The 15,039-nt window shown below is 72.1% G+C and carries 15 protein-coding genes and 1 riboswitch; of the genes, 7 read left to right on the top strand and 8 right to left on the bottom strand.

Going from position 1 to position 15,039, the window contains the following annotated elements:
- Window positions 1-7: 7 nt before the first annotated feature.
- Window positions 8-442, bottom strand: coding sequence for an SAV_915 family protein (locus tag ACH4U7_RS01420; protein ID WP_398525989.1), 435 nt, complete (start codon window positions 440-442; stop codon window positions 8-10).
- A 193-nt stretch (window positions 443-635) separates the two neighbouring features.
- Entirely contained in the window at window positions 636-1,610 is a 975-nt protein-coding gene (locus ACH4U7_RS01415) for an alpha/beta fold hydrolase (RefSeq protein WP_398525988.1), read from the bottom strand.
- 155 nt (window positions 1,611-1,765) lie between these two features.
- Window positions 1,766-1,836, top strand: a riboswitch (guanidine-III (ykkC-III) riboswitch).
- An 11-nt stretch (window positions 1,837-1,847) separates the two neighbouring features.
- Here ACH4U7_RS01415 and ACH4U7_RS01410 point away from each other — a divergent pair.
- On the top strand, window positions 1,848-2,162 hold the full coding sequence (locus tag ACH4U7_RS01410; RefSeq protein WP_398525987.1) for a DMT family transporter: 315 nt from the start codon (window positions 1,848-1,850) through the stop codon (window positions 2,160-2,162).
- Window positions 2,163-2,190: 28 nt separating this feature from the next.
- Here ACH4U7_RS01410 and ACH4U7_RS01405 read toward each other — a convergent pair whose 3' ends face one another.
- Window positions 2,191-2,727, bottom strand: coding sequence for a kinase (locus ACH4U7_RS01405; protein ID WP_398525986.1), 537 nt, complete (start codon window positions 2,725-2,727; stop codon window positions 2,191-2,193).
- Between the two features lie 191 nt (window positions 2,728-2,918).
- Between ACH4U7_RS01405 and ACH4U7_RS01400 the strand changes: the two genes are divergently transcribed.
- The 4 genes from ACH4U7_RS01400 (at window position 2,919) to ACH4U7_RS01385 (ending at window position 6,814) form a co-directional block, all read left to right on the top strand.
- On the top strand, window positions 2,919-5,126 hold the full coding sequence (locus ACH4U7_RS01400; protein ID WP_398525985.1) for an NUDIX domain-containing protein: 2,208 nt from the start codon (window positions 2,919-2,921) through the stop codon (window positions 5,124-5,126).
- 150 nt (window positions 5,127-5,276) lie between these two features.
- A complete protein-coding gene (locus ACH4U7_RS01395) occupies window positions 5,277-6,125 on the top strand; it encodes a S1 family peptidase (RefSeq protein ID WP_398526434.1) in 849 nt (282 codons plus the stop codon).
- A 114-nt stretch (window positions 6,126-6,239) separates the two neighbouring features.
- Window positions 6,240-6,524 (top strand): hypothetical protein, encoded by a 285-nt coding sequence (locus ACH4U7_RS01390; RefSeq protein ID WP_398525984.1) that lies wholly within the window; start codon window positions 6,240-6,242, stop codon window positions 6,522-6,524.
- The gene (locus tag ACH4U7_RS01385; protein ID WP_398525983.1) at window positions 6,521-6,814 is read left to right on the top strand and encodes a hypothetical protein; all 294 of its coding nucleotides are present in this window, start codon (window positions 6,521-6,523) and stop codon (window positions 6,812-6,814) included. The genes ACH4U7_RS01390 and ACH4U7_RS01385 overlap by 4 nt, the downstream gene beginning before the upstream one ends.
- 5 nt (window positions 6,815-6,819) lie before the next feature.
- On the opposite strand, the gene ACH4U7_RS01380 is transcribed toward ACH4U7_RS01385, so the two are convergent.
- From ACH4U7_RS01380 to ACH4U7_RS01370, 3 genes are all read right to left on the bottom strand, one after another.
- A complete protein-coding gene (locus tag ACH4U7_RS01380) occupies window positions 6,820-8,673 on the bottom strand; it encodes a glycoside hydrolase family 15 protein (protein WP_398525982.1) in 1,854 nt (617 codons plus the stop codon).
- A gap of 93 nt (window positions 8,674-8,766) precedes the next feature.
- Window positions 8,767-9,825 (bottom strand): NAD(+)/NADH kinase, encoded by a 1,059-nt coding sequence (locus tag ACH4U7_RS01375; protein WP_398525981.1) that lies wholly within the window; start codon window positions 9,823-9,825, stop codon window positions 8,767-8,769.
- An 83-nt stretch (window positions 9,826-9,908) separates the two neighbouring features.
- Window positions 9,909-11,048, bottom strand: a complete 1,140-nt coding sequence (locus ACH4U7_RS01370; protein ID WP_398525980.1) for an acyl-CoA dehydrogenase family protein — start codon at window positions 11,046-11,048, stop codon at window positions 9,909-9,911.
- 182 nt (window positions 11,049-11,230) lie between these two features.
- On the opposite strand from ACH4U7_RS01370, the gene ACH4U7_RS01365 reads away from it, so the two are divergent.
- The gene (locus ACH4U7_RS01365; protein ID WP_398525979.1) at window positions 11,231-11,671 is read left to right on the top strand and encodes an Lrp/AsnC family transcriptional regulator; all 441 of its coding nucleotides are present in this window, start codon (window positions 11,231-11,233) and stop codon (window positions 11,669-11,671) included.
- A gap of 59 nt (window positions 11,672-11,730) precedes the next feature.
- On the opposite strand, the gene ACH4U7_RS01360 is transcribed toward ACH4U7_RS01365, so the two are convergent.
- Together ACH4U7_RS01360 and ACH4U7_RS01355 are read right to left on the bottom strand one after the other, a co-directional pair.
- Window positions 11,731-12,435: a ribonuclease H gene (locus tag ACH4U7_RS01360; protein ID WP_398525978.1), complete on the bottom strand. Its 705-nt coding sequence runs from the start codon at window positions 12,433-12,435 to the stop codon at window positions 11,731-11,733.
- 78 nt (window positions 12,436-12,513) lie between these two features.
- Window positions 12,514-13,734, bottom strand: coding sequence for a serpin family protein (locus tag ACH4U7_RS01355; RefSeq protein ID WP_398525977.1), 1,221 nt, complete (start codon window positions 13,732-13,734; stop codon window positions 12,514-12,516).
- Window positions 13,735-13,920: 186 nt separating this feature from the next.
- On the opposite strand from ACH4U7_RS01355, the gene tal reads away from it, so the two are divergent.
- On the top strand, window positions 13,921-15,039 hold the full coding sequence (gene tal / locus ACH4U7_RS01350) for a transaldolase (protein ID WP_398525976.1): 1,119 nt from the start codon (window positions 13,921-13,923) through the stop codon (window positions 15,037-15,039).

The raw sequence follows: 15,039 nt of genomic DNA, 5'->3' as shown, positions 1-15,039 counted from the left end.
GGGCACCTCAGCCGATCCACAAGGAGAGCGTCGCGACGAGGGCGGCGGCGCCGGTCACCCGGAGCGCGCCGACCGCCCGCGGATCCCAGGCGCCGGCGCGCGAGCGGCCTGCGGGAGCCTTCTGGGGCACGTCGGCGACGTCCCCGCCGGGCGTCGGCGCGGGGGCGGTGAACTGCGGGTCGACCGTGAGGGTGGTGACGCCGAGCGGTTCGGTGAGCGCGCGCAGCGCGGGCTCGGCGAGCCTGATCCACGCCTGGTCGGGGCCGAGGGTCGCGGTCAGCCTGCGCTCGGACGTGAAGCCGACGGCCGTACGCTCGCCGAGGGGCGTACGGAAGAGCCTGGCGGCACACCGTGAGGGGCCCGGCCGGACCGGGACGTACAAGGGCCCGGCCGGGAACCGTTCACAGGGTTCGGGGTCTTCGTCGTACGGGAGCTCTGCCATGGGATGCCTCCTGGAGGATCCAAGGTGGTGCGGGGGCTGAGCCGGGCGCCTCCGGTACAGGGAGGCGGCCCGGGCTCGCCGTTCACGCTACGCCCGCCGCACCCGGCTCCCGGACGGGTCCTGACGCGATGCTGACGGCGAACCGGACGACGCTGACGCGATGCTGACGCGCGCTGCGAACGGTCCGCCGTGTTCAGGCGGGGAGGGAGCCGAGCCAGTCGGTCAGGTGCTGGTTGACCTCCTCATGGCGTTCCTGCTGAATCCAGTGGCCGCAGCCGTCGAGGATGTGGCAGGAGCGCAGGCCGGGCAGGGTGGTGGGGTACGCCTTGATCGCGTCGGCCAGCCAGGTGGTGGAGGCGTCCAGGGCGCCGCCGAGGAACAGCGACGGTTGGGTGAGGGGGGCGCCGTCGAAGTCGGCGAGGTCTTCCCAGTCCCGGTCCATGTTGCGGTAGCGGTTCAGGGGTCCGGTGAGACCGGTCCGTTCGAACTCAGCGGCGTAGCTGTCGAGGTCGTGCTCGCTGAGCCAGGCGGGCAGGTGGCCTTCGGGGAACCTGGCGCGCATCGTCCCGCCGGGGCTGATGAAGTGTGGGTCGGGGGAGCCGGGCGCGGGCATGGTGTCCCCGGACAGGGCGGCGTAGAGACCGGCGAGCCAGCCGCGCACATCGGGCTCGATCTCGGCCTCGGCCCGGCCGGGGGCCTGGAAGTACGAGACGTACAACTCGTCATCCCCGCCCATCCGGGCGAAGACCTCGCTGGGCCGCGGTCCTCCGCGCGGGGCGTAGGGGACGCTCAGCAGCCCGACCGCGCGGAAGACATCGGGCCTGACCAGGGCGGAGTTCGCGGCGATGGGCGAGCCCCAGTCATGGCCGACGATCACGGCCGTCTGCTCGCCGAGCGCGTGCACCACGGCGGCGTTGTCCTCGATGAGGTCGAGCATCCGGTAGGCGGCCACGCTCTCCGGCTTGGAGGAACGCCCGTAGCCGCGGACGTCGATGGCGACCGCGCGGTATCCGGCGGCGGCCAGCACCGGCAGTTGGTGGCGCCATGAGTACCAGGACTCGGGGAAGCCGTGCACCAGCAGGACCAGCGGTCCGCTCCCCTGCTCCACCAGATGAATCCTGCCCGCGGGCGTGGGGACCAGGCGATGCGTGACGTCCGGTTGCGACATGGCTCCTCCGGGTTGCTGATCGACTCGTACTGCGATGGTGCGTTGCGTACCGCATCGGTGCGAGTCCCGTTGCCGGTTCGGCAAACCGGTGCCGGAAACACCGCTGGTCCTGCCCGGTGTCTTTGCGAACCCGGCGCGTCGGGGCCGCTGTGCGAGAATGGCCGGCAGAGCCCGACCGGCTCCTGGACGAGGTGCGCCGTACCCAGACATGACAAGACGACGCGGGGAGTGTCTGTCATGGCCTGGGTCGTTCTTGTGGTCTCCGGGGTGCTGGAAGCCGTGTGGGCCACGGCGCTGAGCAGGTCGGAAGGGTTCAGTCAGCCACTGCCGACCGTCGTCTTCGGTATCGGTCTGGTGCTGAGCATGGCGGGTCTGTCCCTCGCGTTGCGGACCGTGCATGTGGGCACCGGGTACGCGGTCTGGGTGGGCGTCGGCGCGGTACTCACCGCCACCTACGCCATGGTCTTCGGCGGCGAGCCCGTCGGCTGGCTGAAACTTCTGTTGCTCCTGGGCATCGTCGGCTGCGTGGCCGGGCTGAAACTCGCGCACTGAGAGTCGTACGGTCGCTGCTCCCGTGCGGTCAGTGCTCCGGTTCGGAAAGGCCCGCCAGGCCGGTGTCGAGCATGATGCGCTCGACCGTCTCGGCGAGGGTGCTGTGGACGCCGATGACCGTCTCGATGCCGCCCGGCAGGAGGTCGCGCTCCCGGTACCAGGAGCGCATCTCCGCCTCGCCGTACTCCTCCGCCTGGGGCTTGGTGGCATGGCGGGCCAGGGTTTCCTCGAGCGGTACGTCCAGGTAGAAGCCATACGTCGGGCCGCGGTGGTCGGCGCGCAGCCGGGCGAGCATATCGCCGTAGTGGTCGGCGTAGAGGATGCCTTCGACCACGACGTGGTAGCCCGCGTCCAGGGCGTAGCGGGCGACGGTGTCGATCAGCCCGATGTTGGCCGCCCCGGGGCGGTCGTGTTCGCGCAGGACGACGCGGCGGAGATGGTCCTGGCCGACCAGGGCCAGGCCGCGGCCGAACCCGTCGCGGAGACCGGCCGCGACGCTCGACTTGCCGGAGGCGCTATTGCCTCGCAGGACGACCAGCCGGGTCGCCGTGGTGCCCACCGTCATCCGCGCCACGCTACCGGGGCCGGTGGCAGGCACACCACGGCGCACCGCACCGACGACGGCTGAGCGCGGGACGGTGGCTGAGCGCGGGACGGTGGCGAGGAGCGGTCGGCGCACACCCACGCGCCCTGTCGCGGCCCTTTTGCCCATCCCACAATGGGCGGGCCGCTTCGGCCAGATCCAGGAGGTCGTCCGTGTCCGATCCCGCCTCAGCGCCCTCCCGCGACGGCCGGGCCCCGCTCGTGGATCCTCAGCTCGCGCGCTATCTGGCCGAGCATCCGGCCCCGGCTGCGGCCGCCGACGCGCTGATCCGCGACGGCCAGGGGCGGATCCTGCTGGTCGACCCGGTCTACAAGGATGGCTGGGATCTGCCCGGCGGCATGGCCGAGGACGAGGAACCGGCCTCCGCGCTCGTCCGGGAGCTGGGCGAGGAGCTGGGCCTCACCGTGGAAGTCGGGCGGCTGCTGGCCGTCGACAGCGTGCCCGCCACCGTGTACGGGCGCACCATCCTGGCCTTCGTCTACGCCGGCCATCTGCCCGGCGATCACGCCCCGTCGGCCCTGGTCCCCCAGGACGGTGAGATCCGCAGCGCCCGATTCCTCCCCGAGCGCGAGGCCCTGGAGCTGCTGCCGCCGCTGCTGCGCCGTCGCGTGGCCGCCGCGCTCGCCGCCGAGCGCGGCTCGCACACCGCGGTGCTGCGCGACGGACACCGTCCGCCGCCGCACCGGCGCGACTACTACGCGCTGCTGCCGGCGCCGATGATGGCGGCAACTGTGCTGGTCACCGACACCTCCGGGCGCGTCCTGGTGCTCGATCCGAGCTACAAGGACCATCTGGACTTGCCCGGGGGCATGGTCGAGGCGGACGAGTCGCCCGCGCAGGCCGCCGCGCGCGAGCTGGCGGAGGAGCTGGGGCTGACGGTTCCGGTCGGACGGCTGCTGGCGGTGGACACCTCGTCGGCGGCTGCCGCCCGGCATGGCCGCGCCGTGACCTGCATGATCTTCGCCGCACCACCGCTGGCCCCGGCCCAGGCCGGGCAACTGACCTTCCCCGACGGGGAGATCCGCGCGGCGTACTGGATGAGCCGCGACGAGGCCGCGCGGCGGCTGCCCGCCCGGCTGGCGGCCCGGGTGGCGGCCGGTCTGGACGCCCTCGCCACGGGCGGCGTCATCCACCTGGAGCGGGGCGAGCCGACCGCCCCGCCGGCCGAGCTGACCGTGCGGGAGCGGGCGACCCAGGCCCGGGCTGCGATGGTCGACCGGCTGACGGCCGACGGCGTACTGACCGACCCGGACCTACGGCGGGCCCTGCTCGCGGTCCGGCGTGAAGTCCTGCTCCCCCGCTGCTATGTCCGCCGCCCCACGGCGGCCGGGCAGCCGAGGGCCTGGCAGCTCCTGGACGGCGCCGACCACCGCGACCGGGACGAGTGGCTGGCCTGGATCCACGACGGGGACTCGGTGCTGATCCAGCACCGCGGTGAGCCACTTGACGCCGCTGAGCGCGGGCAGATCGTGACCGGCGGCGGGTTCACCGGGATGTCCACCGGCATGACCACCGCGGTCGAGGGGCTGCAGACGCTGGGCCTGACGGCCGGGGACCGGGTGCTGGAGTCGGGCACCGGCCCGGGGCTCGTGACGGCCGCGCTGTGCGAAATCCTCGGGGACACCGCGGTCACCACCATCGAGGCCGACCCGCATCTGGCCGAGGCCGCCCGCGAGCGCCTGGCCCGCCTCGGGCACCGGCCCCGGGTCGTACGGGGTGACGGCCTGGCCGGCCGCCCCGGCGAGCGCTTCGACGCGGTCCTGCTGTCGTTCGCGGTCCGCGGCCTGCCGCCCGCCCTGCTGGAGCAGCTGGCCGACGGCGGGCGGCTGTTGGCGCCGATCACCACCGGCGCGGTCGGCTGGCCCGCCCAGGCGATGGTCCGCCGTACCGGCGACACGCTGGCCGCCGTGCTGCGACCGGTCGCCTCGGGGCACCGGCCGGGCCTGGGCGTGGACCTGGTCACCGCGCCCGACCGGATGCCCGACGGTCCGGTCACCGTCCGGCCAAGCCGCCTCGCCCCACCCGAGGAGGCCGGGTTCTGGCTGGCGGTCGGCCATCTGCTGCCCGGTCTGGTACGGGTCGCCGGCGCCGAGCGGCTGTCCCTGTACGCCCCGGCCGAGGAGTCCTGCGCCATCGTCCGCTCCGACGGCGGCTCCAGCGTCGTCGAACGCATCGGCCCCCGGAACATCTGGGCCGAGGTGGAGAGCGTCCACGCCCGCTGGACCCAGGCGGGCCGACCGGACCATTACCGCCTCGACCTCACCGATCCCGCCGTCCAGCGGGTGGACGGCGGCACCGGCGCACACCCGCTGACGTGGCGGCTGCCTCGCCGCTTGGCCCCGGCCGCCGTCGCCTCGTAGCGCGCCTCCCGTTGCCCCTTTTCCCTTGAACGACTGGGCAGTTGGGTTACGCGGCGGCCGGACCGAGGGCACAATCCAAGCCTGACCGACAGTCCTCTCAAGGAGGTTCGGGTGAAGACGGCACGCCGTATCTGGAGAAGATCCCGGCTGATGGCCGCGGTATCGAGCTTGTTCACCGCGGCTGCCCTCGCGACAGCCGGTACGAGTGCGGCCGCTGCGGCCGAGGTGTCCCCCGCCTCCGTATCCGAGGCGGCCTCGGCCATCGAGTCGCTGAACGTCCCGGGGACCGCCTGGACCGTGGATGAACGCTCCGGGACGCTGCGCGTGTCCGTCGGCTCCGCGGCCGGGGGCGACGACCTGGCCAGGCTCGACCGTATCGCCGCGCGCTCAGGCGGCGCCGTGACCGTCGAACGGCTCGGCGGACCGCTGCGGACGCTCCTCTCGGGCGGTGACGGCGCATACGCCTCCGCGGGCTGGCGCTGTTCCGTCGGGGTCAATGTGCAAAGCGGTGCCACCTACTACTTCATCACCGCCGGCCACTGCACTGACGGCCTGCCGACTTGGTACACCGGCGCCGATCTGACCACCGCGGTCGGCCCGACGACGGGCACCAGCTTCCCCGGCGACGACTACGGCGTCGTCCGATACGCCAACGCGGCCGTCCCGCACCCCGGTACGGTCGGCGCCGTCGACATCACCGGAACCGCCACCGCCTACGTCGGCCAGGAGGTCTGCCGCCGGGGGGCCACGACCGGTGTCCACTGCGGCCGGGTCACCGGGCTCAACGCCACCATCAACTACGGCAACGGCGAGATCGTCTACGGGCTGATCCAGACCAATATCTGCGCCGAGCCGGGTGACAGCGGCGGTCCGCTCTACGCGGGCGACAAGATCATCGGCATTCTCTCCGGAGGCACCGGGGACTGCGCCACCGGCGGCACCACCTACTACCAGCCCATCCAGGAGGTGCTGAGCACCTACGGCCTCACCGTCTACTGACGGCCGGCCACGCGGCCGACCACGCGGAAACGGCGTCCGGGCAACGGCTCACGAACGGCGCGCCCGCGGGTACTGTCATCAGCAGGCCCTGGCCCCGACCGCGAGGAGGTGCGCATGAGCGCACAGCCCGACCACTCCGTCGACCGCAAGGTCACCGCCATCCCGCACACCATCAACGCCATCGGTGAAGCCTTGAGCGGTGAGCAGCGAGCCCGCTTCTACGGGGAGGTCCTGGCCGCCGAGGAGCCCGTCGTTCCCTCGGTGATGCGCTCGTGGTGGAAGATCGCGATGCTGGCCAAGGCGCCGTTGGCGGAGCGCAGCCGCGCGAACGCCGCCGCCGGGCGGAACCTGGTCGGCATCGACGACCTCATGACCCGGCTCGAGGGAGCGGGCGGGTGAACCATGAGCGTCCCCGGCCGGGCTGGGCCGCGTATATCGAGGAGACCCCGGCCGAGGCCATCGTGGCGATGCCTCCGGACCTGGCCAAGAAGGTCGCCAACTACATCGCCGCCCTCGCCCTCGAAGCAGGCGGTGCGCTCGACAAGGGCAAGCAGCCCCCCGGCGACCCGATGGACGACCGCGACACGCGCTTCAGTATCCAGGTCGCGGGCGAGCCTGTGATCATCGAGTACAGCGTCCACCACGACGTCCGGGCGATACGGATTCCGGTCGTGGTCTGGATCGGCTGATGTGATCAGCCGAGGGCGCGGTCCAGGTTGAAGGCGGCGCTGATGAGGGAGAGGTGGGTGAAGGCCTGCGGGAAGTTGCCGAGTTGTTCGCCGGTCGGGCCGATCTCCTCGGCGTACAGGCCCAGGTGGTTGGAGTAGGTGAGCATCTTCTCGAACGCCAGCCGGGCCTCCTCCAGCCGGCCGGCGCGGGTGAGGGCCTCGACGTACCAGAAGGAGCAGATCGAGAAGGTGCCCTCGGTGCCGGGCAGGCCGTCCGGGCTGAGGTACGGGTCGTAGCGGTAGACCAGGGAGTCGGATACGAGCTCCTGCGACAGGGCGTCGAGGGTCGCGAGCCACTTGGGGTCGACCGGGGAGATGAACTTGGCCATCGGCATCATCAGCACCGCGGCGTCCAGGATGTCCTGGTCCAGGCGCTGGGCGAAGGCTCCGCGCCGGGCGGACCAGCCGCGTGTCATGATCTGCCGGTAGATGGCGTCGCGGCTGATCCGCCAGCGGGGAAGGTCGGCGGGCAGTCCACGGCGGGTGGCCAGGCGGATGGCCCGCTCGATGGCCACCCAGCACATGAGGCGTGAGTACAGGAAGTTCTGCCGTCCCGCGCGGCTCTCCCAGATGCCTTCGTCAGGCTGGTCCCAGTGGTCGCAGACCCAGTTCACCAGGTAGCCCACCTCGTCCCAGTGGTCGCTGCTGATGGGCTGTCCCCACTTGTCGTACAGATAGACGGAGTCGATGAGCGCTCCGTAGATGTCCAGCTGGAGCTGGCCCACGGCGCCGTTGCCCACCCGGACCGGGGCGGATCCCAAGTAGCCTTCCAGATGGGAAAGCTGGAACTCGGGGAGGTCACGGCTGCCGTCGATGCCGTACATGATCTGCAGCGGTCCGGTGGCTTGGTCGCCGTCGCTGTTGATGCAGTGCGCGGAGAGGAAGCCCATGAAAGCCTCGGCCTCCGAGGTGAAGCCCAGGCGGAGCAGGGCGTAGACGCAGAAGGCGGCGTCCCGGACCCACATATAGCGGTAGTCCCAGTTGCGCTCGCGGCCGATGGCCTCCGGCAGGCTGGTGGTCGGGGCGGCTACGATGGCGCCGGTCGGGGCGTAGGTGAGCAGTTTCAGGGTCAGCAGGGAGCGCTGGACCATCTCCCGCCAGCGCCCGTGGTAGCGGGAGGCGCTGAGCCATTTGCGCCAGAAGCGGACCGTGGCCTCGAAGTCGGCCCCGGCCTCGCGCCGGGCGCAGCCGAGGAGGGCGACCTCGTCGTCGACCCGGTCGAGGGCGAAGACCGCGGACTCGCCTTCGAGCAGTTTGAAGCGCGACCGTACGTCCCGGCCGTCGCACTCCAGGGGCGCGGTGGCGGTCAGCGCCAGGGACAGGGAGGGGGAGTCGAAGAGCACCCTGTTGCCCTGCATCCGCGCGGTGTGCGGCTCGGCTCCGTAGCCGAAGCGGGGCGCCACCTGTGCGGTGAAGGGCAGGGTGCCGCGTACGCAGCGCACCCGTCTGATCAGCCGGTGCCGCCCGGAGTCGCGGGAGTCGTCGACGACGGGCATGAAGTCCTGGATCTCCCCCGCGCCGTCGGCGGCGGAGAAGCGGGTGATCAGCACATTGGTGTCGGGGAAGTAGAACTGGCGGGTCCGCGCGGGGACGTCGGTGGCCAGTTCGAAGGAGCCACCCCGTTCCGCGTCCAGGATCGAGCCGAACACGCTGGGCGCATCGAAGCGCGGGCAGCAGTACCAGTCGATCGTGCCGTTCGTCCCCACGAGGGCGACGGTGCGCAGATCGCCGATCAGTCCGTGGTCCGCGATCGGCAGATAGCGCGAGGAGGCCGTCGGGGACTGCGACTCCTGCCCGTATCCGGCGTCGTCGAACACCATGTCAGGCCTCCCTGCCGTCGCGGCCCCGCCGCACGGCCGCGTACCCGGCGGCGCCTGCCCCCATCGCGGCCAATATTCCTATAACAGGGTAAATCACCCCGTAATCGGCCAGGGGCGGTGCAGATGGGCCAGGTCCTCGGGCGGCGGGGTGGCGGGCCGGTAGACGGGCGGGGTCTGGTCGACGGTGGCCGCCGGGGCGTCGGCCAGCTGAAAGCGGCCGCGCAGGCGCCGGTAGAACTGGAGGGGGGTCAACCGCGCCAGGCGCAGGCGGTACGGGGCCCGGTAGGCCGCCATCCAGTCCCCCGGGTCCAGCACCCCGCGCAGCTCCCCGTCGATACTGACGGCCACGCGTCCGGAGTGGGGCAGTACGCGAACCGCGACGATCTCGTCGGCGTCGGCGATCACGGTGCGGTCGAAGGCCATATGCGGGGCGACCGGGGTGAAGACGATCGCATCGGCCCCGGGAGCCAGGACGGGGCCTCCGGCGGCGAAGCTGTAGGCGGTGGAGCCGGTGGGGGTCGCGACGATGACGGCGTCGGCCGAGTAGCAGGCCAGCAGCTGCCCGGCCAGATACACGGCCAGGTTCACCTGCCGGTTCCGGGCGAGCTTTTCGAAGACCACATCGTTGACCGCGGTGACGTCCAGAGGGATCCCCCAGCTGGCCTTGTCCGTGGCGCCGGGGCGCACGGTCGGCGCGGGCAGCGCGGGGCCGCGCCCGTAGCACAGCGGCTCCTCCAGGCCGGTGGGCGTATCCAGCGGGCGCGACGCCCGGAGGGTGAGCACCATCCGCTCCTCGATGACCGTCTGGTCCCGGTGGAGGGCGTCCAGCGCGCCCTCCACCTGGTCGGTGGTGATCTCGGTGAGGAAACCGACCCGGCCCACGTTCACCCCCAGCACCGACGCCCCGTCCTTGGCGGCGATCCGCGCCCCGCGCAGAAACGTGCCGTCGCCGCCGAAGGTCATGACCACCCCCGGGTGGCCCGCGGCCACGGCCTCTTCCTGGCCGCCGCGCCGCGGCACCCCCGCCTGCCATACGTCGAGGTCGGCGCAGACGACACCGTGCGCGGCACACCACTCGCGCGCGGTCCGCGCCGCCGCGACGGCGACCGGACGGCCCTGGTGAACGACGAGGCCGAGCCGGGTCAGAGGCATCGCCTCCACGGTAGTCCGCGCCGGTCCGTCCCGCAGATCGCGCCGCCCCGGGGGCGGGGGCGGCGCGGGCCGGAGGGCGCGGGTCAGTCGGCGAGCCGGCGGCTGATGACCAGGCGCTGGATCTGGTTGGTGCCCTCGAATATCTGCATGATCTTGGCCTCGCGCATATAGCGCTCGACGGGATAGTCGCGGGTGTATCCGTAGCCGCCGAAGACCTGGACCGCGTCGGTGGTGACCTTCATGGCGGCGTCGGTGGCGATGAGCTTGGCCACGCTGGCCTGCCGGCTGTACGGGCGTCCCGCGTCGCGGCGGCGGGCGGCGTCGAGGTAGGTGGCGCGCGCGGAGTCGACGGCGGCGGCCATGTCCGCCAGCAGGAAACCGAGCCCCTGGTGGTCGATGATCTTCCGGCCGAACGCGGTGCGTTCATGGGCGTAGGCGACCGCGGCGTCCAGGGCGGCCTGGGCCAGTCCGGTGGCGCAGGCGGCGATGCCCAGCCGGCCGGAGTCCAGGGCGCTGAAGGCGATCTGCAGCCCTTGCCCTTCCCGTCCGATGAGCCGGTCGGGGTCGAGCAGGGCGTTGTCCCAGAAGGCGGCCGTGGTGGGGATGGCGTGCAGGCCCATCTTCTCCTCGGGCCGGCCGAAGGTGAGGCCGTCGGTGTGGCCGGGGGCGAGGAAGCAGGAGATGCCGTCGCTGCCCGGGGAGGTACGGGCGAAGAGGGCGTAGAACCCGGCTTCGCCGCCATGGGTGATCCAGGCCTTGGCGCCGTTGATCCGGTAGCCGTGCGCGTCCTTGTCGGCCCGGCAGGTCAGAGCCGCGGCGTCCGAGCCGGCCTGCGGTTCGGAGAGGCTGTATCCGCCGATGAGTCGGCCGCTGAGGATGTCGTCCGCCCAGCGGCCGCGCTGGGCGTCGGTGCCGAAGGTGAGAAGGGGGAAGGCGGCGAGGGTGTGGACGCTCACCGCGACGGCGACGGCCGCCCAGCGCGCGGCCAGTTCCTCCAGGGCCTGGAGATAGACCTCATAGGGCTGCTCGCCCCCGCCGTACTGCTCCGGGTAGGGCAGACCCAGCAGGCCCGCCTCGCCGAGCAGGGCGAACAGGCCCTCGGGATAGGTCTCGGCGCGTTCATGTCCGTCGACGCGGGGGGAGAGTTCCTTGTCGGCGATGTCGCGGACGAGGTCCAGCAGGTCCTCGGCCTCCCGGGTGGGCAGCAGGCGGTCGACGGTCATGACGATGCTCCTGGGCGCGTACGGGTGGACGGGCGCGCTCAGGACAGCAATACGAGGCCGTGCGCCACAAGGACCTTGTGAGAAGTCGGGCGTAAGACGCAAAATATTTCCACAAGCAGGCTGTTCGGACAGTTTTGCTTGCGCGTGCGGTGCTGTTTTATCGAGCCGAAGCGGGGGACTGGATGACCGAGATCGACGATGTGGACCGCCAGTTGCTGCGGATGCTCCGCGAGGACGGGCGGCGCACCTTCTCCGAAATGGCGCCCGCGGTCGGGCTGTCGGTGGCCGCGGTCAAGCGCCGGGTGGACCGGCTGCGGGAGAGCGGTGTGATCACGGGCTTCACGGTGCAGGTCGATCACGCCAAACTGGGCCGGGGCATCGAGGCGTTCGTGGAGCTGTCGTATACGGGCACCACTCCTGTCGGGGAGATCGTCCGCACCGCGTACGAGGTGCCCGAGGTCCAGGCGGTCTTCACGATCGCGGGCGATCCCGACGCGCTGGTGCATGTCCGGGTGCGGGACATCGAGCATCTGCAGCAGGTCATCGACGGGCTGCGGCGCGCGGGGCAGGTCACCGGCACCAAGACGCTGATGGTGCTGGGCTCCTGGACGAGAGACGCCTGACGGGGGACGCCTGAGGAGTCGCGACCGGCCCCGCGGGCCGCGGAGGGGACGGCCGCCGGTCAGTCCGCGGCGGCGATGGCGCAGGCGGGGTGGCCCCAGCCGTCGGGGTTCTTCTTGATGGTCTCCCCCTTCGCGTACGGGGCTCCGCAGCGGCACCGGCCGGGGAATTTCGCCGTGATGGAGCCACCCGAGCGGGCGCCGCTCCCCCGCCGCGCCGCGGTCCCGGTCCCCTTGGTCGCCTTGCTCGCCTGCTTGCCGCCGTTTCCGGCCGGGGCCTGGGGCTCGGGCAGGGCCGAGCCGAGGGAGCTGCCGATGGCCTGCTGGGAGCGGGCCGTGTCGCTGGCCGCCTGGTCCGCGGCCGCGTTGAACGGGTCGCCGCCCACCTGGTGGGCTGCCACGTATACGAACTCCACGTCCCGGCCGCCCAGCAGCTCGTCGATGCGCACCACGAGATCGCGGTTGGCCACCGGGCTGCCCGAGGCGGTCTTCCAGCCCTTTCTGCGCCATCCCGGCAGCCAGGTGGTGACCGCCTTCATCGCGTACTGCGAGTCCATCCGCACCTCGAGCGGCACCGCCGGGTCGGTGGCCTCCAACAGGCGCATGAGCGCGGTCAGTTCGGCCACGTTGTTGGTGGCGGTGCCCAGTGGCCCGGCCTCCCACCGCGCCACCGCGCCGTCGGCGCCCGCCATGACCCATGCCCAGGCAGCGGGCCCGGGGTTGCCCTTCGACGCCCCGTCGCACGCGGCAATGATCCGTGTCGTCATCCCCCGATACTGCCACCTGCGCGGACCCCTCCCGCACCTAAGCGACCTCGGGGAAGTGAGGCACACCCCGGCGGGCGCTCAGCGGCTGATGTGCATCCCCGGCAGGAGCCGGTCCCGGTACTCTTCCGGTTCGCCGACCCAGCCGGCCATCAGCACCAGGCCGGAGGCCCGGTGCACCGCGAGAAAGCCGAAGGGCCGGTCGAAGCGGGCGTGGACCAGTTGCGCCCGGTGCGGGGGTGTCGGCGGCACACCGCCGGGCGCCGCGGCCATCGCGGTCACCGCGGCGGCCCGGAAGCCGAGGGCGCCGAAGGTCGCCGTCGCGCTCTGCTTCGCCGCCGAGATCGCCAGCGGCGCGGCACTGATCCCCGGGAAGTGGCCGTGCGAGGCGTTCTGCGCGGAGCTGAGCCCGAACAGCGGCGCGTGGTCGAGCAGATCGTGGTCGCCGTCCACGGTGAAGGGCACCGATTCGACGCGCAGCACGGGCGCCCCGTCCCAGCTCGCCACGGTCTCGACGGTCAGGCCGGGGCCGGGGGCGCCGAGCGAAAGCGCCTCGCCCGCCGTCGCCGGGTACGCCCCGCCGAGCGACGCCACGCCCGCCGACAGCACCTGCCCGCCCGCGTCGCCCTCCGCGCCGAGGAGCAGATGCACGTCCAGGCCGCTGTCCCCCTCGACCCGCAGCACGGTCAGCGGGCCGTCGGGGGTGTGCGCGACGGCGATCTCGTCCGACAGATGGCCGGTGCGGAACAGGCCGGCCAGTGTGCGCCCGGCCCAGGGGCCGTGGCGCGGGACCGTCACGGAGGGGTCGAACGGCCGTCGCCAGGTGGTCCGTACGACCAAGGCCGTGGCCAGCACCAGCAGCGTGTTCGGGTCGACCACGGGGGGCATCTTATCGATCATGCCGTCGGTGTGGCGCGCCGCCCAGGCGTTCATCCGCTCGAGGTCGGCCTCCACATCGCCGGTGAGGGCGCCGTGGGTCTCCAGGGGCAGCCGGCTCAGCCACTCGGGGCGCAGCGGCAGCTCCTCACGGGTCCACAGCCCGAGGGCCGCGTCGACACCCGGCAGCTCGCCCAGCGCGGCGAGCAGATTCCGGCCCTGGGCGAGCGCGGTGTCCGCGCCGATCCCCAGGGCCTCTTCCAGCTCCCGCCGGGCCGGGCCGTCGGCGCCGTCGGCGAGCAGGGCGAGGGCCGGCCAGACGCCGGCCGCGGTGAGGACCGTGCCGCGCCCGTGCACCGTTTCCCGCGCCCAGTTCGCCGTCATCGCGTTGACGGCACGCGCCGCCGTGGCGTTCTCGGTGACCATGTTCTCCCCCGTGTCCTGCGACCCTGTGCCCTGCGAATCACCTTAACGATCTCCAGTGCGTCAGATCACACGGGCCTCCGGAATAGGGGCGGCGGGCCCCTCGTTCTGTTGAATGTTTCATAGCTAAACATAAAGGGATCGGACCCATACGCATGCGATCCAGCGGAAGAAGCGGACCGATAGACAATGACTGATGCACTCAAGCGGCTGGCCGACGAAGGCGTCGCGATCTGGCTCGACGACCTGTCGCGGGGGCGCATCGCCTCCGGCAACCTGGCCGAGCTGATCGACCGAAGCCATGTGGTCGGGGTCACCACCAATCCGTCGATCTTCCAGAAGGCGATCTCCGGCGGCGACGGCTATGAGGACCAGCTCCGCGACCTGGCCACCCGCGGGGTGACCGTGGAGGAGGCCATCCGCATGGTCACCACCGCCGATGTACGGGACGCCGCGGACGTCCTGCGCCCGGTGTTCGACTCCACCGGCGGCCGGGACGGCCGGGTGTCCATCGAGGTCGACCCGCGGCTCGCCCACCGCACCGCCGCCACCGTCGCCGAGGCCAAGCAGCTCGCCTGGCTCGTCGACCGCCCCAACACCCTGATCAAGATCCCGGCCACCGAGGCCGGGCTCCCCGCGATCACCGAGGTCATCGGCGCGGGCATCAGCGTGAATGTCACCCTGATCTTCTCGCTCGACCGCTACAAGGCCGTGATCGACGCCTATCTGGCCGGTCTGGAGCAGGCCCGGGCGGCGGGTCTGGACCTGTCGGAGATCCACTCGGTGGCGTCCTTCTTCGTCTCCCGTGTGGACACCGAGATCGACAAGCGCCTCGACAAGCTCGGCACCGAGGCCGCGAAGGCCCTCAAGAGCCGGGCCGCCCTCGCCAACGCCCGCCTCGCCTACCAGGCGTACGAGGAGGCCTTCGGCGGCGAGCGGTGGCGATCCCTGGAGGAAGCGGGCGCCAACCGGCAGCGTCCTCTGTGGGCCTCGACCGGCGTCAAGGACCCCGCCCTCCCCGACACCCTCTACGTCACCGAACTGGTCGCCCCCGACACGGTCAACACCATGCCCGAGGCCACTCTGGCGGCCACCGCCGACCACGGCGAGATCACCGGCGACACCGTCCGCGGCACCTACCAGGACGCCCAGGGAGTCCTCGACGAACTGGCCGCGCTGGGCGTCTCGTACGACGACGTGGTCCGGCTGCTGGAGGACGAGGGTGTCCAGAAGTTCGAGCAGGCCTGGCTGGACCTGCTCACCTCCACCGAAGCCGAACTCCGGCGCCTGGCGCCCAAGGAGGCGTGA

The organism is Streptomyces sp. NPDC020845 (assembly GCF_044334165.1).
Taxonomy (GTDB): Bacteria; Actinomycetota; Actinomycetes; order Streptomycetales; family Streptomycetaceae; genus Streptomyces.
Note: the sequence above shows the minus strand (reverse complement) of the source record. Positions and strands in the feature narration are given on the sequence as shown.